At 41.1% G+C, this 22823-nt stretch carries 21 protein-coding genes; 11 read left to right on the plus strand and 10 right to left on the minus strand.

Annotated features, from left to right (window positions below):
* Positions 1–98: 98 nt before the first annotated feature.
* The 3 genes from HPE56_RS20335 to pepT form a co-directional block, all read right to left on the minus strand.
* A complete protein-coding gene (locus tag HPE56_RS20335) occupies positions 99–233 on the minus strand; it encodes a YdeI/OmpD-associated family protein (protein ID WP_223170333.1) in 135 nt (44 codons plus the stop codon).
* 27 nt (positions 234–260) lie between these two features.
* Complete coding sequence (locus tag HPE56_RS20340) at positions 261–575, minus strand: DUF1801 domain-containing protein (RefSeq protein WP_223170334.1); 315 nt, start codon at positions 573–575, stop codon at positions 261–263.
* A gap of 73 nt (positions 576–648) precedes the next feature.
* Positions 649–1875, minus strand: a complete 1227-nt coding sequence (gene pepT / locus HPE56_RS15065) for a peptidase T (protein ID WP_188244579.1) — start codon at positions 1873–1875, stop codon at positions 649–651.
* Between the two features lie 149 nt (positions 1876–2024).
* On the opposite strand from pepT, the gene HPE56_RS15070 reads away from it, so the two are divergent.
* From HPE56_RS15070 to guaB, 6 genes are all read left to right on the plus strand, one after another.
* Entirely contained in the window at positions 2025–4916 is a 2892-nt protein-coding gene (locus HPE56_RS15070; RefSeq protein WP_188244667.1) for a TonB-dependent receptor, read from the plus strand.
* 251 nt (positions 4917–5167) lie between these two features.
* Entirely contained in the window at positions 5168–5617 is a 450-nt protein-coding gene (locus HPE56_RS15075; protein WP_188244580.1) for a hypothetical protein, read from the plus strand.
* An 88-nt stretch (positions 5618–5705) separates the two neighbouring features.
* Entirely contained in the window at positions 5706–6749 is a 1044-nt protein-coding gene (locus HPE56_RS15080) for a quinone-dependent dihydroorotate dehydrogenase (protein WP_188244581.1), read from the plus strand.
* Between the two features lie 123 nt (positions 6750–6872).
* Positions 6873–7499, plus strand: a complete 627-nt coding sequence (locus tag HPE56_RS15085; RefSeq protein ID WP_188244668.1) for a LysE family translocator — start codon at positions 6873–6875, stop codon at positions 7497–7499.
* A gap of 33 nt (positions 7500–7532) precedes the next feature.
* Entirely contained in the window at positions 7533–8399 is an 867-nt protein-coding gene (locus HPE56_RS15090) for a hydroxymethylglutaryl-CoA lyase (protein ID WP_188244582.1), read from the plus strand.
* Positions 8400–8830: 431 nt separating this feature from the next.
* Positions 8831–10303 (plus strand): IMP dehydrogenase, encoded by a 1473-nt coding sequence (gene guaB / locus HPE56_RS15095; protein WP_188244583.1) that lies wholly within the window; start codon positions 8831–8833, stop codon positions 10301–10303.
* A 73-nt stretch (positions 10304–10376) separates the two neighbouring features.
* Here guaB and HPE56_RS15100 read toward each other — a convergent pair whose 3' ends face one another.
* On the minus strand, positions 10377–10910 hold the full coding sequence (locus tag HPE56_RS15100; protein ID WP_188244584.1) for a thioredoxin family protein: 534 nt from the start codon (positions 10908–10910) through the stop codon (positions 10377–10379).
* 61 nt (positions 10911–10971) lie between these two features.
* Positions 10972–12213: a diaminopimelate decarboxylase gene (lysA, locus tag HPE56_RS15105; protein ID WP_188244585.1), complete on the minus strand. Its 1242-nt coding sequence runs from the start codon at positions 12211–12213 to the stop codon at positions 10972–10974.
* A gap of 168 nt (positions 12214–12381) precedes the next feature.
* Between lysA and HPE56_RS15110 the strand changes: the two genes are divergently transcribed.
* From HPE56_RS15110 to HPE56_RS15120, 3 genes are all read left to right on the plus strand, one after another.
* Entirely contained in the window at positions 12382–13023 is a 642-nt protein-coding gene (locus HPE56_RS15110) for an LON peptidase substrate-binding domain-containing protein (protein WP_188244586.1), read from the plus strand.
* 71 nt (positions 13024–13094) lie between these two features.
* The gene (sucC, locus tag HPE56_RS15115; RefSeq protein WP_188244587.1) at positions 13095–14288 is read left to right on the plus strand and encodes an ADP-forming succinate--CoA ligase subunit beta; all 1194 of its coding nucleotides are present in this window, start codon (positions 13095–13097) and stop codon (positions 14286–14288) included.
* Positions 14289–14554: 266 nt separating this feature from the next.
* Complete coding sequence (locus HPE56_RS15120) at positions 14555–14893, plus strand: hypothetical protein (protein ID WP_223170335.1); 339 nt, start codon at positions 14555–14557, stop codon at positions 14891–14893.
* 53 nt (positions 14894–14946) lie between these two features.
* Here HPE56_RS15120 and HPE56_RS15125 read toward each other — a convergent pair whose 3' ends face one another.
* A complete protein-coding gene (locus HPE56_RS15125) occupies positions 14947–15330 on the minus strand; it encodes a DUF1456 family protein (protein WP_188244588.1) in 384 nt (127 codons plus the stop codon).
* Between the two features lie 315 nt (positions 15331–15645).
* Here HPE56_RS15125 and HPE56_RS15130 point away from each other — a divergent pair, with 315 nt between their 5' ends.
* Positions 15646–16047, plus strand: coding sequence for a TerB family tellurite resistance protein (locus HPE56_RS15130; RefSeq protein WP_188244589.1), 402 nt, complete (start codon positions 15646–15648; stop codon positions 16045–16047).
* Between the two features lie 184 nt (positions 16048–16231).
* Complete coding sequence (locus HPE56_RS15135) at positions 16232–16657, plus strand: Hsp20/alpha crystallin family protein (protein ID WP_188244590.1); 426 nt, start codon at positions 16232–16234, stop codon at positions 16655–16657.
* Positions 16658–16770: 113 nt separating this feature from the next.
* Here the strand turns inward: HPE56_RS15135 and uvrB are convergent, their stop codons facing one another.
* From uvrB to HPE56_RS15155, 4 genes are all read right to left on the minus strand, one after another.
* Positions 16771–18759, minus strand: a complete 1989-nt coding sequence (gene uvrB, locus HPE56_RS15140; RefSeq protein WP_188244591.1) for an excinuclease ABC subunit UvrB — start codon at positions 18757–18759, stop codon at positions 16771–16773.
* Positions 18760–18943: 184 nt separating this feature from the next.
* Positions 18944–19774, minus strand: a complete 831-nt coding sequence (locus tag HPE56_RS15145; protein WP_188244592.1) for an ABC transporter permease — start codon at positions 19772–19774, stop codon at positions 18944–18946.
* Positions 19775–19789: 15 nt separating this feature from the next.
* Positions 19790–20692 carry an ABC transporter ATP-binding protein gene (locus HPE56_RS15150; protein WP_188244593.1) on the minus strand — a complete coding sequence of 301 codons (903 nt, stop codon included), beginning with the start codon at positions 20690–20692 and terminating at the stop codon, positions 19790–19792.
* Positions 20693–20759: 67 nt separating this feature from the next.
* Positions 20760–22820, minus strand: a complete 2061-nt coding sequence (locus HPE56_RS15155) for a DUF11 domain-containing protein (RefSeq protein ID WP_188244594.1) — start codon at positions 22818–22820, stop codon at positions 20760–20762.
* Positions 22821–22823 lie beyond the last annotated feature (3 nt).

Consider the following 22823-nt stretch of genomic DNA (forward strand, 5'->3'; position numbering starts at 1 on the left):
TTAACTGATAGTTGGACAAAAGGGAGATCGTATTATAAACCTATTCGGATCGGTACTTATCGTTAAGTCCCTTTCCTTTATTTATCATCATTAAGATTTTATCCATTCTGGAAAGTTTGGTTTTCCCTTGTTTTTGCATTTGTTATATACTCCGCATATTCGCGCTGTTGGTACGGGGATAATCTATAAAAAGCCTTTTTGTTTTCGGAGCTATTGGTTAGGGTCTTTGCCAATAACCCGGGTAATATAAGATTGGGATTTTAACCTTTGTTGGGTAGTAACTGAATGCCCTTTTCCTGGTTGAGTAGCACTTCGTGCATATATGCCAGTACCGTAATGGAATCTATATCCGAAACGGCTTCAAATTTCAGGTGTCGCATGGCTCGGGTCTTACCTTCCTGGGCATTGACCAATATCTTTTCAGGGTCCCTTAAGAACATGCCATTGAAAAAACCGATACTGAAATGGTTTTTGAACCTTGATATCCAAAATACATTTTTCCCGTTAAGTGCATATACGGGGGATTGCCATTTAAAAGTCTCTTCTGCCTTGGCCTTTACCGCTAAGTCCCTCAAAACCTGAACACCCTCCCTAAAGCGATGTTCCTCTTCCTAATATGCTTCTACCTTGGAAGCCACATTCATGGGTTTACATTTTTTTGGCAGTTAGTTCACAGATTTTAATGATGACGGCAACGGCTTTTAGCATACTCTCAACTGGGACATACTCGTATTTTCCATGAAAATTATGGCCGCCAGCGAAAATATTCGGACAGGGTAGTCCCATAAAACTCAATTGCGATCCGTCGGTACCCCCTCTGATGGGTTTTATGATCGGTGCAATCCCGATTTCCTCCATCGCTTCTTTGGCTATCTCCACGATATGGAAAACCGGTTCAACCTTTTCACGCATATTGAAATATTGGTCTTTTATTTCGAGTTGAATGCAAGGACCATGAATGGCATTTAATTTATCGGTGATTTTTTGTAATAGTTCTTTCCTTTCCTCAAACTTGTCTTTGTCATGATCCCTGATGATCAATTCAAATTCAGCATGTTCTATTTCTCCCTTGAGATGGTGAATATGGAAAAAACCTTCCCTATCGGTTGTGTTCTGTGGGGTTTCCTCGGGAGGTAAGATCCCTATGAATTCATTGGCAATGCTTATCGCATTGATCATTTTACCCTTTGCATAACCAGGGTGCACGCTTTTTCCCGTTACAACCACTTTGGCACCTGCCGCATTGAAATTCTCATACTCCAATTCCCCAATTTGACTTCCATCCATGGTATAAGCCCAATCCGCACCGAACTTTTCCACATCGAATTTATGTGCTCCCCGACCAATTTCCTCATCGGGGGTAAAGCCCACCCTTATGGTACCGTGTTTAATTTCAGGATGGCGAACCAAATATTCCATGGCCGTCACGATTTCGGCAATACCGGCTTTGTCATCAGCACCAAGCAATGTAGTGCCGTCGGTCGTAATCAGGGTTTGACCTTTATATTGTAATAGGTCATCAAAATAATCGGGGGAGAGAACAATATTTTGTTCTTTATTAAGGATAATATCCTTCCCGTCATAGTTCTCGATGATTTGAGGGTTTATATCCGTACCGTTATAGTCTGGGGACGTATCGAAATGGGAAATAAAACCTATGGTCGGCACTTCCTTATCAACATTACTGGGTAGGGTGGCCATGATGTACGCATTGTCATCGATGGTGACCTCTTTCAGTCCAATGCGTTCAAGCTCATAAGCGAGTTCCGTGGCTAGATTCCATTGTTTCTCAGTACTTGGGGTGGTTGTTGAATTGGGGTTGCTTTGTGTATCAATTTTTACGTAACCCAAAAAACGGTCGATAAGTTGTTGCATGGACTTTTTGTTTATTCAAAAATACAATTTTGTTCATTTGTCACCCTCATAATTTAAGGTCATTTAGTTTCCTGTTTCCTTGTGGGACTTATCATTTGTAAATAATTACTTACCTTATATACGGAATAAACTCAAAAAACTCAATTATGATGAAAAATTATTTAATTTTTATGCTCCTGTTGTTAGGGGGCTTAAGTTTTGCCAGTGGGCAAATTTCGGGTACGGTATTGGATGAAAACGGAGTGCCCCTTGGTGGTGCTTCGGTAGTTAAAAAAGGAACATCCGTAGGTACTACCACAGATTTTGACGGGAACTTCAGTATCGTTGCCGATATGGGAGAAACCTTAGTGGTTTCCTTTATTGGCTTTGAGGTCAAGGAAGTTGTTGTTGATTCGACGGTGATGAACATCACCTTAACTTCTGGGATCCAGTTGGCCGAGGCCATTGTAATAGGTTCAAGGAATCCTAACAGGACAGCTTTGGAAAGTGCGGTTCCTGTCGATGTTATTGATGTGAAAGAATTGAATAACGTTGCTCCCCAAGTAAATCTTAACCAAATACTGAATTATGTGGCACCTTCATTTACATCAAACACCCAGACCATTTCCGATGGTACCGATCATGTCGATCCTGCATCCCTACGCGGATTAGGTCCGGATCAGGTACTGGTTTTGATCAATGGGAAGAGAAGACATAATTCATCCTTGGTCAACGTTAACGGAACATTCGGTCGAGGAAGTGTCGGTACCGATTTGAATGCAATACCCGCCGCTTCCATAAAACGCTTGGAGGTATTACGTGATGGGGCTGCTGCCCAATATGGGTCCGATGCCATAGCCGGGGTGATCAATATTGTCTTGAATGACAACATTGATGAATTGACTTTCAATGTTACCACGGGGGCTAATTTTAGTAAAAACGCAAATGACCAAACCGGGGGAGTAGATGGGGAAACGGTCAATGTCAGCGCAAATTACGGATTGGGCCTTGGGGATAAAGGCGGTTTTATTAATTTCACTGGGGACTTCGACTATAGGGAAGACTATAGTAGAATGAAAGAATGGGAAGGTGATGTTTTTAATCTCTACAATACCGTTGAACGTTTTGCCTTGAATGATGGATACAATTTAGCGAACCTTTTGGATGATGATGTCGATGATGTGATCAATTACGGGAATGCAGCAGGATTAGGTTTAAGTCCATCTGCCACAAAAGCGGAATTACAGGGAATCTTATCGGCCGATAACACGGAAAGCGAGTTAAGTGCAAGAGGGCTTGAAAGAAGTGACTTTAATATGCGCGTTGGTCAATCGGCATTACGGGGCGGGCGTTTCTTTACTAATTTTTCCTTGCCTCTGGATGGCAATGGCACTGAATTGTATTCCTTTGCCGGATTGAGTTCAAGGACAGGGAATTCTGCCGGTTTTTATAGACTTCCCAATCAAAGTAGGACTTATACCCCTGCTTATGTTAATGGGTTTTTGCCGGAAATCAATTCCAAAATTACGGATCAGTCGATTTCAATGGGAATAAAGGGAGTGATTTCAGATTGGAATGTTGATTTTAGTAATACATACGGTAAAAATGCTTTTTTATACACTATAGGAAATACTTTCAATGCCTCACTGCTTAATGCTTCACCAACTGTTTTTGATGCCGGGGGATTCAATTTCATGCAGAATACCGTCAACTTGGATATTTCAAAATTCCATGACGATATTATGTCCGGTTTGAATATTGCTTTTGGGGCAGAATATCGATTGGAGAATTATGAGATCGTTGCGGGGGAAGAAGCATCATATGCGCAATATACAGCCAATGGACAGGCAATAACAGTTGCCACACAACAAGCTTCCCAAGATTTCTTTGGTGCTTCAAGGCCTGGGGGTTCACAAGTATTCCCTGGTTTTAGTCCAAATAACGAATTATCTAGAGGAAGAAGTAGTGTCGCTGGTTATTTTGATGTCGAAGCCGATATTACGGATTCATTTTTGGCGAGCTTCGCAACGCGTTTTGAGAATTATTCAGATTTTGGGTCAACCATCAATTTCAAATTGGCAACCTTGGTCAAGGCTACCGAAAACCTGAATCTAAGGGCTGCATTGAATACAGGGTTCAGGGCACCATCCTTGCATCAGCTTAATTTTAATTCAACGTCAACTATTTTTGATCAAGCGGGAAATCCGCAGGAGGTTGGCACGTTTGCGAACGATAGTAGGGCGGCACAGTTACTTGGGATTCCTCAATTAAAGGAAGAAACCTCCAAAAGTATCAGTGTTGGTTTAACCACTAAATTCCCAGAAGCGAATGTAACGGTTTCCTTAGATGGTTATTTTGTCAGTATTGATGATCGGGTGGTTTATACAGGTCAGTTTAGTGGTCCGGGAACAGGAACTGAATTGGACAACCTTTTGCGACAGGCGAATGCCACGGCGGCATCTTTCTTTGCCAATGCCATCGATACCGAATCGAAAGGAATTGACGCTGTGGTGACTTGGGACCTTGTAGTGGCCCATAATGCGAAATTGAAAAACACATTATCCGCTACCTTGTCCAAAACAAAACAGGTGGGTGATATTAAAGCCTCGCAGGTTTTGAAGGATGCAGGTTTGGTCGATACCTATTTCCCAGAGGATAGTAGGGTGTATCTTGAGGAAGCCGTTCCTAGGACCAAACTTAATCTTTCCCATATGGTAAATGTCGATAAGTTGAATTTCTTTTTAAGGAATGTTTATTTCGGTAAAGTTACCGAGGCGACAACCAATGTGGGCTTACAACAGGAATTCAGTTCCAAGGTGGTAACGGATTTATCCATTGGATATAATCTATCTGAAAGTACAACCATTACGATCGGGGCAAATAACTTATTGGATATATTTCCGGACAGGGCCAAAGAATCCATAAGTTATATAGATTCGAACGGAGACCCCCAAACCGGTACCAATAGAAGTAGTGGACGTTTTGACTGGTCACGTAGGGCGCAACAGTTTGGAATAGGAGGTAGATTCTTATTTGCTCGATTGAGTTTCACCTTAAAATAAAAGTAAAATTGTTTATAGGTATAAAGGCCGCCATTTTGGTGGCCTTTATTGTTTCATATGGCAGGCACTATAGGTACTGATGTGGTTCCCATACCTGCAGTTACGAGGGAGGGTATTTGAATTAAGTTCGGTTTAGTTCCATTTGGGGTGCTCCCAAGTATGGTCGATAAGTTGTTGTAGAAACTTGATGTATCTGTAATTTTAAGGATAATTATTAGTATTTTGCCCCTAATTTGTTGGATTGAAATAGTATGATGGGAAGAAAATTGTTATTGCTGTATTTTTTGGTTTTTATATTTTCCGTTACCTTCTTAAGGGCTCAGGACGATTGTATCCTAGGAGTGGGTATTACACCTGATTCCACCTTGATAGAAATTTTTCAACTCAATGAAGAACAAACGGAAAAAATAAGGAACTGGAGTGCTGAATTGAAATACAGGAATGAATTGTTGAATAGCCAGGCGGACAATCTTTTGAAAAGACACCCACAAAGTACTCCCGCTGAATTGGGTGTTTTGGCAGAAAAGTATGGGGTGATCCGTGATAGTATGGCAATAGTCCAAAGGCTGGTCGACCTACGGGCATTGAAAGTATTCAACGACAAACAATACGAACGCTATCTTAGTCTTTGCGAAAAGGCATTTCGGCAACCCTATAGGGTTGTTCCTACGAATTACCGCGACAGTATTCCCAATAAGTGATATTAACTTAAATGTGTTGACAAATTTAGGTGGGTAGTCCTGATTACTGGTGTCGAGTTTGTACTTTTGCCTAAATATCAAGTAATTCATGTACAAACTACTAATCCGCCCAATTCTTTTTTTAATAGACCCTGAGAAAGTCCATCACATCACTTTTTCACTTCTTCGGTTTTTCGGTAGATTGGGATTGACAAGTTTGTATAAATCGACATGTGTCTTAGAGGATAAAGCATTGGAAAAAGAGGTTTTTGGACTGAAATTCAAAAATCCTGTAGGGCTTGCGGCTGGTTTCGATAAGGAGGCCAATTTATTCAATGAGCTTTCCGATTTCGGTTTCGGTTTTATAGAAATAGGGACACTTACCCCAAAACCCCAAAGCGGCAATCCTAAAAAACGGATTTTTAGACTAAAGGCTGACCAAGCCCTTATTAACCGTATGGGTTTTAACAACAAAGGGGTATTTGATGCTGTTGATCGTTTAAAAAAGAAACATAAGGTTATTATCGGGGGGAATATCGGTAAGAACAAAGTGACGCCAAATGCAGAGGCTATCAAAGACTACTTGATCTGTTTTGATGCGCTTTTCCCCCATGTTGATTATTTCGTGGTGAATGTAAGTTCACCCAATACCCCAGGCTTACGGGAATTGCAAGACAAAGAACCTTTGACGGCTTTGTTGAAAGAGCTTAAGCATGAGAATACCAAAATAGCCGCCACGCATGCCAATATGCACGAAAAGCCTATTTTGTTGAAAATCGCGCCTGATTTGTCCGATGCACAATTAATGGATATTATCAAAATAGTTGAAGTTACGAAGATTGATGGCATCATAGCGACAAATACGACCATTGCAAGGGAAGGGTTGAAATCCTCCCTATTGCTTGTAGAGGAAAAAGGGGGATTAAGTGGTAAGCCCGTAAAGGACCGAAGTACGGAAGTAATACGGTTCTTGGCAGAAAAAAGTAATAAAGCATTTCCTATCATAGGGGTGGGAGGTATTCATTCTGCCGGGGACGCCATAGAAAAATTGGAAGCAGGTGCAGATCTCGTACAGTTATATACCGGTTTCATCTATGAAGGTCCGTCCCTGATCAAAAGAATAAACAAAGCCATTTTGGCCAAAATTAAGTAAGAGGTCAATAAAAGGAATTCCGGCCTTAGGCTAAACTAAAGGAAACCAAATACGATGTTATTTTTACTGGGAAATTTTTTCTATGGTACAATTTGTGTTTTTCAGTCCTAATTCTTCATGCTATTGAATTACGATATCCTTTCAACTTTTATTTTGGCTTCCGCCGCATTGGCGATAGCACCTGGCCCCGATGTCATCTATGTTTTGATGCAGAGCATCGTAAACGGTAAAAAATATGGCTTGGCCACGGCAGGTGGTTTGGTTTCCGGCTGTTTGGTGCATACCTCCCTTTTGGCCTTTGGGGTATCGGCCGTAATAAAGGAAAGCGATCTTGTTTTCTTCCTTATAAAACTCTTTGGGGCACTATATCTATTTTATTTGGCATATAAGGTTTTTAAAAGTGATGCACAATTGCAATTGGCCAGTGTCGAACTCCCTAAAAACGGATTCTTTAAGTTGTTTAGACAGGGCTTCCTGATGAACGTTTTGAATCCCAAAGTGGCCATTTTTTATTTGGCCTTTTTCCCTGGTTTTCTTTTTAGTGATACGCTGAGTACCGTAGTCCAGTTTTATGTGTTGGGCTTGATATTCATGTTGGTCGCATTCGTGATATTTAGTTTTATTGCCGTACTCTCTGGCGCTATTTCAAAGTATATAACAGGACATTCCAGCCTTGGTTTTGTGCTTAAATGGCTTCAGGTTGTTGTATTTATCGGGATAGGACTGTTTATATTATTATCAAATAAATAATAGTAATTTTGGGAAGCGCTGAATGCCGATAAAATGACCGATAAGGTAAAAATAATAGAATGTCCAAGGGATGCCATGCAAGGTATCAAGGACTTCATTCCTACCGAGCAAAAGGCCAAGTACATACAGTCCTTACTCGGATGTGGTTTTGATACCCTGGATTTTGGAAGTTTTGTATCTCCCAAGGCCATACCCCAAATGGTAGATACGGCGGAAGTTCTTTCTTTGTTGGATTTGTCCCGAACCACTAGTAAACTATTGGCCATCGTAGCCAATGTAAGGGGGGCTCAGGCAGCTGTGGAACACGAAGAAATCACTTATTTGGGATATCCTTTTTCGATATCGGAAAACTTTCAAATGCGTAATACCCATAAGACCATTGCCCAATCGGTAGAGACCTTAAGGGAAATTCTACAAATAGCGGAGGCGAACAATAAACAAGTGGTGACGTATATCTCCATGGGCTTTGGAAACCCCTATGGGGATCCGTGGAACGTTGATATTGTAGGGGAGTGGACGGAAAGATTGGCGGAAATGGGCGCACGTATTCTGTCGTTGTCTGATACTGTCGGTACCTCGACCCCTGGGAATATCGAATATCTATTCTCCAATTTGATTCCCAAATACCCCGATATTGAATTTGGTGCCCATTTGCACACAACACCTGCTAGGTGGCACGAAAAGGTAGAAGCGGCGTTTAGGTCTGGCTGTAGAAGATTCGATGGGGCCATACAAGGTTTTGGTGGATGTCCTATGGCCAAGGATGAACTAACCGGTAATATGCCTACCGAAAAAATGCTTTCCTTTTTTACGGCAGAAAAAGTCGATACCAATGTACATTGGATGACTTTTGAAGCAGCTTATAATAAAGCTTCCGAGCTTTTTTCCCAATATCGATGAAGGTGTCGGATGATTTAAATCGTGTTGCAGACTTTAATTGCATAATGAATGTAAAGGTTTGACCCATTCCAGTCAAATATTTAAAAGTTTTTTCCTGATCAATCCATATTTGGGGTAATTCTGTTTTGCGTTATGTTTGGTTTGTTACCGGTGCCTCCCATTTCCAAAAGGCTAAGATTATTTTTAACCGTTGAGCCCTTTTTGTCCGTTATACTTACGTTTGGGGGTATCTATTTTTTGTGGAACGGAGTTGTTTGGATGAAGTATGTTGTTATTTTTACAGGGATGCTAATGACATTGACCTTTGTGGTTTCCTCGTTCGTTGTTCTCTATAAGCTGACCCAAAAGTCGGCTCCGGTGCATTAAATGGTGCTGTTTCCGAAAAATAGGTTAAAAAGTAGTACATTTGCACGCAATTAATCCTTAATTGCATGGAAGCTCACCAAAACAAAATTCTCGGAGAAGGTTTAACGTATGATGACGTTTTACTTGTACCTGCATTTTCAGAAGTACTACCTAGAGAGGTAAGTATCAAATCAAAATTCACTAGGAATATTACAATCAATGTGCCCATAGTTTCAGCGGCCATGGATACGGTTACCGAATCCAGAATGGCCATTGCCATTGCCCAGGAGGGCGGTATTGGTGTTTTGCATAAAAACATGACCATTGAGCAGCAGGCAATGAAAGTCCGTAAGGTGAAACGAGCCGAAAGTGGTATGATCTTAGATCCGGTAACCTTGCCTTCCACAGCCTTGGTGAAGGATGCCAAAGCCAATATGAAGGAATTCAGTATTGGAGGTATCCCGATCATTGATGACGAAGGTAAACTGATCGGTATTGTTACGAATCGGGACCTTCGGTTTGAAAAGAACAATGAAAGACCGATTGCCGAGGTAATGACCTCGGAAAATTTGGTAACCGTCGGGGAAGGAACTTCATTGGAACAGGCTGAGGATATCCTGCAAGAAAGGAAAATCGAAAAACTTCCTGTGGTAGGTCCGGATAATAAATTGATCGGTCTAATTACTTTTCGTGACATTACGAAACTGACACAAAAACCCAGTGCCAATAAGGATGAATATGGTCGACTTCGGGTTGCTGCCGCTTTAGGGGTTACCGAAGATGCCGTCGATCGGGCCGAAGCATTGGTCAGTGCCGGTGTTGATGCCGTTGTCATTGATACGGCCCACGGTCATACCAAAGGGGTTGTCACTGTACTTAAGGAAGTGAAAAAGAGGTTTCCACAATTGGAGGTCATCGTAGGTAATATCGCCACAGGTGAAGCTGCCAAGTATTTGGTTGAGGCAGGTGCCGATGCGGTAAAGGTAGGTATAGGACCAGGTTCTATCTGTACCACAAGGGTGGTTGCGGGAGTCGGTTTCCCTCAATTCTCGGCCGTACTTGAAGTTGCTGCGGCCATTAAGGGTAGTGGTGTTCCTGTTATCGCAGATGGTGGTATCCGTTATACTGGGGATATCCCTAAAGCGATTGCTGCAGGGGCCGATACGGTGATGTTAGGGTCTTTGTTGGCCGGTACCAAGGAATCTCCCGGGGAAACCATCATTTATGAAGGAAGAAAGTTTAAATCCTATCGGGGTATGGGTTCTGTGGAAGCTATGAAAAAAGGTTCTAAAGATCGTTACTTCCAGGATGTAGAGGATGATATTAAAAAATTGGTGCCAGAAGGCATCGTTGGACGGGTACCTTACAAAGGGGAGCTCTATGAAAGTATCCACCAGTTTGTAGGAGGTCTTCGAGCAGGTATGGGGTATTGTGGGGCAAAGGATATTGAAGCCTTAAAGGATAAAGGAAGATTTGTCAAGATAACGGCTAGTGGAATTAACGAAAGTCATCCACACGATGTAACCATTACAAAGGAATCCCCCAATTATAGTCGATAAATGATTATAAGGGATTATCGGAACAAAAAAAAGAGCTGTTTAAAACAGCTCTTTTTTTATTGTAACCCAAGTACTATTTGCTTTGGCCACTATAGCTTTGCCAATCTTTTTCCAAATAAATATTATCCCCAAAATAACGTGCTATGTTCAAAAAAGGTTCCGGTTTTTGATATCCGGGAACAGGGGAGAGCATATTCATTTTCTCATCGAGGAAAATCGTTGTCGGGTAACTCATACGGCCTTGCATCAATGCAGCCGCAAACTCGTGATACCCTTTTCTTCCTGAAGGGACAAAATTATAGGTCTGTCCTTTAAACTCTATGGGGTCCTTTCCTTCGCCATCCATTTTGACCATATAGAAATTATCGGCCATATAAGCCGCTACATCGGGATGTTGAAAGGTGTCCTTATCCATTTTCTTACACCATCCACACCAATCGGTGTAAACATCGATAAAGATTTTCTTAGGATTTTTATCGGTCTGTGCGCGTTCCACGGCTTGGTCCCAACTCATCCATTCAACATCTTGGGCATTCCCAAGTAGGGAAAATAATCCCAGGCAAAGGAAAAGCGTAAATTTATATAAAGGTGTCATTCGTAGTCTCATTACAAGTAGTTTTGCGATTTAGTCGAACTATGGGTACAAAACTAACGATTATTTCCCACCTTTATTTTACGGCTATTTCGGCCTTTTCTGAGGTAAAGAGGTTTTTTACATCCACTTGGTTCCTGACCAGGTCGTCAAACGATTCGCGTTCACGGATCAAAAGGGCCTTTCCGTCGTGCCATAGTACCTCAGATGGGCGAAATCTTGAATTATAGTTACTGGCCATTGTAAAACAATAGGCTCCGGCATTTTTAAAGCAAAGAATATCCCCTTCGGAGATTTCATTGATCCTGCGGTTGTTTCCGAAAGTATCGGTTTCACAGATGTAGCCTACGACCGAATAGTAGCGTTCCCGGCCTTGTGGATTCGAGATGTTTTCAATCGTATGGTTGGCACCGTATAACATAGGTCGAATCAGGTGGTTGAATCCAGAATCCACACTGGCAAATACAGTGGATGTGGTTTGTTTTACAACATTGACTTTGGCTAAAAAGTAGCCGGCTTCACTGACCAAGAACTTACCAGGTTCGAAGGCCAACGTCAATTCTTTACCATATTCCTTGCAGAATGTATTGAATTTATCCGTTAGTTTTTTACCCAATTCCTCAACATTCGTCTCAATATCCCCTTCTTTATAAGGGACTTTAAATCCACTTCCAAAATCGATGAAATCTAGATTCTTAAAGTTTTTCGCTGTCTCAAATAGGATTTCGGATGCGTATAGAAAAACATCGATATCCAAGATGTCACTACCCGTATGCATATGAATACCGTTGATATTCATTTGTGTCAATTCAACAATGCGTAGTAAATGTGGAATTTGATGAATACTGATTCCGAATTTTGAATCGATATGTCCTACCGATATATTCGAATTACCACCTGCCATGACATGCGGATTTATACGGATACATACCGGAATGTCAGGATGTTTACTGCCAAATTGCTCAAGTACCGATAAATTATCGATATTTATTTGCACCCCTAATTTGGCGGCTTCCTCAATCTCTTCCAAAGAAACCCCGTTAGGGGTGTATATGATCGATTCGGGTTTAAAACCAGCCATTAATCCAAGTTGAACCTCTTGAATGGACACCGTATCCAGGCCACTGCCTAGGCTATTCATTAAGCGTAATATGGATATATTGGATAGGGCCTTGGCGGCATAATTCAATCGCAGTCGTTTAACACCCTTAAAGGCATTCGTCAATCTGTTGAATTGGGAAATGATTTTTTCTGAATCATATACATAGACTGGGTTGCCATATGTTTTAGCGATTTTCAATAAATCAGCATTCTTCATTGTATTCCTTATTGATTATAGGCAAAACTAGGATACTATTTCGGTTTGGACAAGAAAACCAACGTTTTCTTTATAAATGAAACATAATGTTACATATATAACAAACATGCTTCCGTGTTATATTTGTGGTAATGCAGGTCGAATTGTATTTTTAGGAAAAATAAAAGCATGCAATTACCTTTATTTCCTTTAAAATCAATTTTTTTCCCAGGCGAGACCGTACCGCTTCACATTTTCGAGGAGAGGTATAAGCAATTGATAAGGGATTGCCGTAAGGAGGCAATTACTTTTGGTATCCCGGTCTATATCGATCATCAAATGGCCTATGGTACCGAGGTGCAATTGGTAGAAGTCATGAATACATATGAAGGGGGCGAGATGGATGTGGTTTGTGTGGGGCGTCAGGTCTTTCGGGTACTGTCCTTTCAAAATAACCTGCCGGGAAAATTATATGCGGGAGGGGAAGTTGGATTTTTGGAGGATATCAAAGATGCCACAGAAGAGATGAAAATTGGGGTGTTGGGTAAGATAAAGGTGCTCTATGATCTTATGGAGGTCCCTTTTAAGGCCGTGCCCGTTGATAAATTCAATATTTTTGGATTGATACATAAAATAGGGCTTTCCTTTGGGCAAGAATATCAAATTTTGCAAATGACCAGGGAGAGTGAACGGCTAACGTTTATCAATGCCCATTTATTGACAACCATAGCCGTATTGAAAGAGGTCGATAGAACAAAAGGAGCCATTAAAATGAACGGGGATTTCAAAAATTTCGACCCTTTGGATTTTGAGGATTTCAAAATACAATAAATCACAGGGGATTCATTAGGGTAAATCCTGTGCGTTTCCTATTTTTGTTTCTGAACTGATAAGTAACTTATATGAACCTTCACGAATATCAAGGAAAAGAGATTTTAGCAAGTTTTGGTGTGCGCATACAACGTGGTATTGTGGCACATAGCCCCAAGGAAGCTGTTGCGGCAGCCAAACAATTGACAGCGGAGACTGGAACTGGATGGTATGTTATTAAGGCGCAGGTGCATGCTGGTGGTCGCGGTAAAGGCGGTGGGGTAAAACTGGCTAAGAACCTTAAGGAGGTGGAAGAGATTGCGGATAGTATCATTGGAATGAACCTTGTTACTCCCCAAACTTCAGCCGCAGGAAAGAAAGTCCACCAAGTTTTGGTCGCTGAGGATGTTTATTATCCTGGCGCTAGTGAAACCAGTGAATTTTATATGTCCGTATTGTTAGACCGTAGCAAAGGTCGTAATATGGTGATGTATTCTACGGAAGGTGGGATGGATATTGAGGAAGTGGCGGACAAGACGCCACATTTGATTTTTACCGAAGAGGTTGATCCCGCAACCGGACTTCTTCCTTTTCAGGCCCGTAAGATTGCCTTCAATCTAGGTTTGTCGGGTACAGCGTTCAAGGAAATGACCAAATTTGTCACTTCATTATATAAGGCTTACGTAGAAAGTGATTCGAATATGTTTGAGATCAATCCGGTCTTAAAGACTTCGGATGATAAGATCATGGCTGTTGATGCAAAGGTTTCTATAGATGACAATGCTTTGTATCGAAGAAAACAATATGCCGAGATGCGCGATTTAAGGGAGGAGAATCCTATCGAAGTTGAGGCAAGGTCAGTAGGTTTGAGTTATGTGGATTTGGATGGTAATGTTGGTTGTATGGTGAATGGTGCAGGTTTGGCCATGGCAACCATGGACCTTATTAAAATGGCAGGGGGAGAGCCTGCGAACTTTTTGGATGTAGGTGGTACCGCTGATGCCAAGAGGGTTGAGGAAGCTTTCCGTATTATCCTGAAAGATCCCGAAGTGAAGGCTATATTGATAAATATCTTTGGTGGAATTGTACGTTGTGACAGAGTAGCCCAAGGTGTTGTTGACGCTTATAAGAATATGGGTGATGCCATTAAAGTACCGATCATTGTCCGTTTACAGGGAACCAATGCGGAATTGGCCAAGGAAATCATCGATAATTCAGGATTGGCTGTGCATTCCGCTGTCCAATTTCAAGAGGCAGCCGATAAGGTCAAGGAAGTATTGGGCTAGGAAAAACACTTAAAATTATATTTATAAAAGAAAGGACGATGCATAATCGTCCTTTTTTTATGGGTATGAATGTATCCAAATTGTTACCGGGTTTAAGATTCGGTTAAGCCTTGGAATCCTTCTTTCCATATTGATGGATCTTGTTTTTCTTTGGTCGGGAATAGAGGAAGTCGCAAGGTAAAATTTTGTTAAATGGAAAGTTCCTTGTAACAAACCGAGTTCATAGCCGTCTTTTAAGTATTCATCAATCAATAAACAATCAAGTCATGAGAAAATTAAGTTTGGTATTTGTAGCTGCAATGCTACTTTTCACAGGAAACATTTTTGCCAACAATTCGGATAAAGACAATCCATTGAAAAAGCTATCTGTCCAGATAGGTGAACTTTTGGAAAACACGTCTTTTACCAGTGATTACGTTGATTTAACAGCCCAAGTGAGGTTTACCTTGAATAAACAAGGGGAGATCGTGGTTTTATCCGTCGATACCGATCATGAAAAAATCGAATTTTTTGTAAAGGCAAGATTGAACTACCAGAAAATTGAAATTGAGAATTTCAAGGAAGGTGAAATGTACACCATACCCATTAGGATTGCAGGTGCATAACCCTTAACGGTTGTAATTGGATCCTGATTTCGACATCATGTCGTTATCAGGATTTATTTTTTGCCTTTTGTTTGGGAGCCTTTGTTTTTGTATTTCACGGATGAAATATCCGGTTTATAGCTTTTCCGTTGTCCAGTTTTAAAATCCGGTTTTTTCTTGGGGGCTATGGTTGGCTTTGTTTTTTTCTTAGCGAGTACGTCGCTGGGATTTTTTGGGTTTTCCTTGGTTCCCCTTAAGTGTATTACAAGTCCGTTAAGGAAATTGCGAAGAATTTGGTCCCCACATTCCATATATTTGGGGTGGTCCTCATTTCTAAAGAAAGCCCCTAGTTCACTTTTGGTAATATTGAAATCCACTAATTTAAGGATCTCCACGATTTCATCATCCCTTAACATTAAAGCTACCCGGAGTTTTTTGAATATATCGTTGTTTGTCATGATTGCATTTTTTTCAATACGGGTGCAAATTAATGATAGCCAATGGTATTTCAACGGAAAACGACAAAATATTATACGAAAGAAGGGTAATAATAGTTATACCAATGAATATACGGCAGTTAAGGTGTGAAACTGGAGGTTTTTGGCTTCGAAAAAGATTCCTTATTTGACGGTTAAGCGCTGTATACCCCATCTGGGTAGATAAGATGGGTTTAGCATGGAAAGGAAGATGTTCGATAATTTGGGTCCGAATAATCGTATAAGGATTGTTTTGGGTCTTTGTTGTCAAGGAAACTGAATACTAAGGGATTGACTATGCGTTCACTGAAGGAAAAATTGAGTATACTTTCTGAAATGATAGCCTTTGCAAAGGCGGATAATGAGGTAAAGCCCGAAGAATATGGTTTTCTTCAAGGTGTTGCAGAGCAATTGGGTATTAGGCAAGAAGCTTTTGAAACACTTTTTCATGAAGAGGTTGAGCATGTTATTCCGAAATCGGAAGCGGATCGCATTCTGCAGTTCCATAGGTTGGTGTTGTTGATGAACGTTGATAACAAGCAAGAACAATCAGAAATCAATCGAATACATAATATTGGATTGGGAATGGGGTTGCCACCCTTTGCCATAGAACAGGTGTTATCCATAATGCACCAATATCCCAATAACGTTGTTCCTCCCAAAGTGCTGATCGGAATCTTCAAGGCACACCACAATTAGCGTATAATACCACCATACTTTAACGCTTCATTCCTTAAATTTTTAGGACTACATAGTAATAACACGTCATTATGACATGATATTATGCTAATAAAGCGCCATATTGGCATATTGTTCCCATTGGTATGCCTTTTGTCAATTCATAACTGAATTTGAATTTTAACTGGTAAAAAAAATAAAAGTTATGAGTTTAATAAAAAGAAATGATGTTCTGTTCCCATCAATAATGAATGAAATATTAAAACCTGATTGGTTCGGTGGTATGGCAAATGATAATGCTAGTATTCCTGCCGTAAACATTAAGGAAAACGAAAAGGATTATGAATTGGAATTGGCTGTTCCGGGAAGGAAAAAAGAGGATTTCAAGATAGAGGTCAATGAGAATTTGTTGACAGTTTCGTCCGAAACAAGTACTAGCGAAAATGAGGAAAAGGAGAATTATACCCGTAGGGAATTTACTTTTTCATCATTTAAAAGGGCTTTTACCCTTCCGGAAACCATAGACGAGGATGGTATTAAAGCTACGTATGAAAACGGTATCCTAAAATTCAATTTACCTAAAAAGGAAGAGGCATTGCCAAAGCCTAAAAGATTGATTGAATTGTCGTAAAAAATTATAATATGTTCTAATTTGGGACATATCATAATGGTTGTTGGTTAGTTGAAAAGCGCCCCTATTTCAGGGGCGTTTTTATTCCATATACCCAATCCATGAAAAATGGATCAATCCTGTTTTTGCAATTTTTTGATTTCATCACGTAGCTTGGCGGCTTGCATAAAATCCAATTCCTTGGCGGCCTGCTCCATGGCTTTTCGTTTGTCCCGAATCAATTTTTCAATCTGTTCCTTGGTCAAATAATCCATATCGGGTTCAGCAGCCCGTAATTCCTCTTTTTCAAAATGATAGGTAGAAACGGAATTCTTGGCCAATACACTATCCAGACTTTTATTCAAGGCGGTCGGAATCATGTTATTCTCCGTGTTATAGGCAATCTGTTTCTCGCGTCGGTAATTGGTGCCATCAATGGTTTTTTGCATGCTATCCGTGATTTTATCGGCATACATAATGGCTTTGCCATTAAGGTGTCTGGCAGCCCTTCCAACGGTTTGGGTCAGTGATCGATGACTCCGTAAAAAACCTTCTTTATCGGCATCCAAAATGGCAACCAAGGAGACTTCGGGCAAATCGAGTCCTTCCCTCAGGAGGTTCACTCCAATAAGTACATCGAATACCCCTTTGCGTAGATCTTGCATGATCTCAACACGTTCCAGGGTGTCCACATCGCTATGGATATATCTACAGCGCACATCGATACGTGTCATATATTTGGTTAGCTCCTCCGCCATTCGTTTGGTCAGGGTAGTGACCAAGGTACGTTCATCCTTCTCTACCCGCTGTTGGATTTCCTCGATCAGGTCATCGATTTGATTCAAACTTGGTCTTACCTCTATGACCGGGTCCAATAACCCAGTAGGTCGAATGACTTGTTCTACATACACCCCTTGACAAAGTTGTAATTCGTAATCTGCAGGAGTGGCGCTAACGTATATCACCTCGTTTTGCAATGCCTCAAACTCCTCGAACTTCAAGGGTCTATTATCCATAGCCGCAGGTAATCGGAATCCGTATTCCACTAGGTTTTCCTTTCTTGAACGGTCCCCACCATACATCGCGTGTACTTGCGGAATGGTCACATGACTTTCATCAATGACCATGAGGTAATCCTGCGGAAAATAATCCAGGAGACAGAAAGGGCGGGTTCCAGGTTCACGACCATCCAAATACCTTGAATAGTTCTCAATGCCCGAGCAATATCCTAATTCCCGAATCATCTCTAAATCAAAATTGGTGCGCTCCTCCAAGCGCTTAGCCTCCAAAGGTTTCCCTATTTCCTTGAAATATCCTATTTGATGCATTAGGTCATCTTGAATCAGGTGAATGGCATTTTGAAGGATATCAGGGGAGGTTACGAACATGTTCGCAGGGTAGATATTCAGGTTTTCATATACTTCGATAACGGAATTGTTGAAGGGGTCAAAGGCTTCTATTTCTTCTATTTCATCCCCAAAAAAGTGGATTCTAAAAGCGTGGTCGGCATAACTGGGGAAAACATCCACAACATCCCCCTTTACCCTGAAATTCCCATTCTTAAAATCGGCTGTGGTCCTTGAGTAAAGACTTTGAACCAGCATATGTAATAATTTGGTACGGGCGATTACCTGATCTTTGTGTATACTGATGACGTTCTTTTGAAACTCCACGGGATTACCGATACCATATAAACAGGATACGGAAGCGACGACAATCACATCCCTTCTGCCTGATAGTAGGGAAGAAGTGGCACTCAACCTCAATTTTTCAATATCCTCGTTGATGGAAAGATCTTTTTCAATGTAGAGTCCCGAAGAGGGGATATACGCCTCAGGTTGATAGTAATCATAATACGACACGAAGTACTCCACGGCATTTTCCGGAAAGAATTGCTTGAATTCCGAATACAGTTGCGCTGCCAATGTCTTGTTATGGGCAAGCACCAAAGTTGGGCGTTGCACCTTCTCAATGACATTCGCCACAGTAAACGTTTTACCGGAACCCGTTACCCCTAAAAGGGTCTGGTAAGGTTCTTTGGATTCTATACCTTTGACCAATTGACGAATAGCCTCAGGTTGATCGCCCGTTGGCTTAAAATTGGATACTACCTTGAATTTCATTTTTTAAAAATACAAAAGGCGTGTGATTAAACAGGGACTGGTCGTCTTAAAATAATACTAGTGTTTCGTTAAATGAACCGGAAACCTTCACTTCATTGCTAAAAGCAATACGGAAGTACTTGGGGAACGGATTCTTCAACTAAAATAAACCTTAACGATCTATGGGAAAGCTCTTTTTTGCAGGTTAAAGATCACGTTTTTTCAAAAGGGCGTAAGAACCATAGATAAAAATGGCCGTCCAACCTAAAACAATCAAGATCTCGTACCAATGAACATAGTAATCGGAAGAGAATTCAGCTCCTACTTGGTTTCCCAATGCTTTTACAGCATCAAGCCTTGTACCAGGTTCCTTTATAAGGTTTGACATTGATTCCAATGGAAAGAAATCCTTTATTTTGTTCGCTACATCCCAGCCAGTAATTTTCCAACCCAAAAAACCGAAAAATAATTGTTCGAAAATTAACCACAGAATCAAAAAACCTAAGGCAAATGCCGAACGTTTTACAAAGATTCCCAAGAACAAGCAAAATGAGAAGAAACCAACAAGTTTGATGAAAAAAGCGAAAAGGAACCCGAGTTCTGAAAATATTATCGATACTTCGTTATAATCAGAATAAACAAGACCAAGGACCATAGAGACACCAAAAACAAAAATAGTTGAAACTAAAGAAAAGGTAACTACTGTTAGGAATTTGGATAGTATAAATTCCTTTTTTGAAAGTCCGTCTATCAAATTCTGTTTTAAGGTTTTATTGCTGTATTCATTTGCCATCATCGAAACAATAACAATAGCCAAAAACAGTTTAAAAATGGCTGCGACGTAGGTATTGAAATGCCAGATATATGGAAAGTTGAAAATGCCAATGTCAGCTAAATGAACTCCTTCCCCCAAAGGGAATTTAATCACTGAAATAAGGGCTATACAGCAGAGTAGGACAAAATAAGAAATAATTAAAATCTTACTTGACTTATTGTTCCACAGTTTTATGAATTCAATTTGTAATAATCGTAGCATGGTCTGTTTTTTGGTTTAATTGGCTTCATTTTTGGTCAGGGCAAGAAACTGTTCCTCAAGACTTTCCTTTCTTTTCACTAAATGGGAGAGCACTATGCCCTTGTCCATAAGGCTTCTATTCAATACTTCCGAATTCATTTCCTCGCTCAGGAAAGCTGTGATAAGGCCATTTTCCTGGGTTACCTTGCTAAAACTGTGGTTGTTTTTCAAGAAAGTTAAGAGCATATCGGTATTGCTCGATTTTAATTCAAAAAAACCATAACTGGCCATCATATCGTCAACACGTCCGGAATATAATTTTTGTCCCTTTCTAAGGATAACGACATGGGTACACACTTTCTCGACTTCATCCAAAAGGTGCGAAGCCAATAAAATGGTGGTGCCTGTCGAAGCTACTTTTTTTATGATTTCCCTGATTTGGTGAATACCTTGGGGGTCCAATCCATTGGTGGGTTCGTCAAGAATCAGGATTTCCGGATCGTTCAATAGGGCAGAGGCAATGGCCAAACGTTGCTTCATTCCTAAGGAGTAGGTACTGAATTTACTGTTTTTACGGTCGAGCAATCCAACCAATTCCAATTTTTCCTCAATCTTGTTTTCGGGGACCTCCTTGATTTTACAGACCAGTTTCAAATTTTGAATCGCGGTCATATAGGGGTAGAAATTTGGGCGCTCGATAATTGCCCCGACTTTTTTTAGGGCTTGGTGTGTTGAAATATTGCCGTCGAACCAAGCAAATTCCCCGCTGGTTCGGTTGACTACATTAAGAACTATGCCCAGGGTGGTGGACTTGCCACTGCCATTCGGCCCTAAGATGCCGTAAACATTACCCTTTTCTATAGTGAAGCTGAGATCCTTGACGGCTGTCAAGTACCCAAATTTTTTGGTTAGGTTACTAACGGTGAGAATTGTGCTCAAGTCAAGTGCTTTTTGATGGGTTATGTACTACTTGACGAGAAACTTAATCGAATGTTACAATTTAATTTTAATTTCTGTTGACCCTATGGGTAATTCTTCTGTTGGTTATAACCGTGGTGGGGGCTATTTTATTCACCGTTACCGTTTCTGAAGGGTCGTCCACGGTGGTGTTAGAATCTGTCTGGTCTTGACTATTGGTTACCGTATTGGTATAGTCCACGGTTGAGATGTGAATATTGTTCAGGCTAGCCTTGGTCACCAAGGTCAAGGTTTCCAAATCACCAGGGTTCATACTGCCAACGTTCCAGTCAGGATATGTAAATGATCCTTTGGAAATAGATGAGGATATCAATTCGAGTCCGGCAGGTAAAAGATCGGTCAAAACCAAATTGGATACTGGGTCAATGCCCAATGTTTCAACAGTGATGGTAAATGTTACGTTATCCCCATCATTGACCGTATTCTGGTCAGCATCTTTGTTCAATACGATATCAGGGTCGCAGTAATAGGCTGTTAAAGGTTGGGAGTCATAAGTACAACCCCCTTTGGTTACACGAACATAATAGTCCCCTGCACTGGTGGGTGTATAAGTGGCATTGTTAGCACCAGCGATCATACTTCCATTTTCAAACCATTGGTAATTGTCGAAATTAGGGTCTACGACCTCTACTTGTGCCGCAGGAAGACATCCACCACCTGTCACTTGAAGGTCAACCTCGGGTACCGTATCGAATCCGGAAAAATAGCCGGCTATTCCACGTGCACCATTAAATCCGAAAAAACCTACTGCAATGGGACCTGTAGATTGTACGCTTACATTGCCTGTTAAATTTGGTATATAGAAAGTTTTCCATAAGCTTGTTCCGGCAACTGCCATAGGGCTGGGAAGGGTCACGGAGCCAGAACCATCAATCACCTGTATGTTGGCGTCAGGCGTTGAAGTGGAGGCTATTATGGTTACTCCACCAGAAATCGTGGTGCCGGCAACATCGGTTATATCGGGAATATTATCCATCGTATCCGGTAAAAGACAGTTTACTGGAGCAACAAAATTCAAGCCTTGGGTATAAATGGCGCTGGATCCTGCCATACATTGATAAGCGTATGCATCTTTTGAGGTAGTGACAAACATATTGGCGCCTACCGTATTCGAAGAATAATAACTGCTGGGTATCTCAAAATAATCCCCATTGTTAATTGTTGCAATTGCCGTGGCAGAGCCATTGACATAAATTGCCGTATTGTTTTGGGTGGCAATGATTATAGGAAATTCCGTGGCACCATTTGTTCCCCCTTTACCTCTTACAAATACATATTCCTTTCCTAATTTGTTTTCCGGTACAGGTTGGTCTATCCCAGCATCCCTGTTCGATGAGTTGGCTTGCCTACCATAGTTTAAAGAACCGTTACTGATGACAATATCCTTGTCTGAAACAATGGAAGCGCCGATCCAACCTTGACTCTGTGCTGTTGAAAAAGTGTTGCCCATATAGGCCTCAAATACGAAGGATTCATTGGCATCCAATGTAATTTGATAGGAATCGGCCGTGATACCATTGGCATTTGTCCCCAATCGAAATACACAGTTAGGGTCATAATCCGAAAGGGTAACCGTTGTACCATCTTCCGTAGCCATGATACCAACGGTGTTGGATTTGGATACATGGGTTCCAAGGTTGGGAACACCCCCCCATTTAAAACGGGTACCCATGGCTGCCCTCCCCTTTGATGTCAACGAGGCCGCTTGTGAACCGGAAATACCTCTATAGTTTACATAGAACCCCTTACCACTAGGGGCTTCGAATCGAAGGCCTCCATTGTTTAAGACAACTCCTGTATTGGTGTTGTCTACCAATGTTATGTTGTTATCCCCATTTGCTAGGTTATAAACTCCCGGACTCGCTTTTGATATTGAAAATATCGCAATTGGGGTAGCACTGGTTCCCCTATAGGCATTCACAGTGAAAGCCGTGGTTTCCGGTGTAGACAAATAGATGGCTTGCTGTTGGATAGCTTGATTGTTTGCTCCCTGTTTTAAGGGAGGTAAGTAATGTAGGTCGCTTAATTGGGCGTATCCTACATGCATAAAAGCAAATAGTAAAAGGGGGACAAGAAACCTAAGTTTCATTTT

The organism is Maribacter aquimaris (assembly GCF_014596745.1).
Taxonomy (GTDB): Bacteria; Bacteroidota; Bacteroidia; order Flavobacteriales; family Flavobacteriaceae; genus Maribacter_A; species Maribacter_A aquimaris.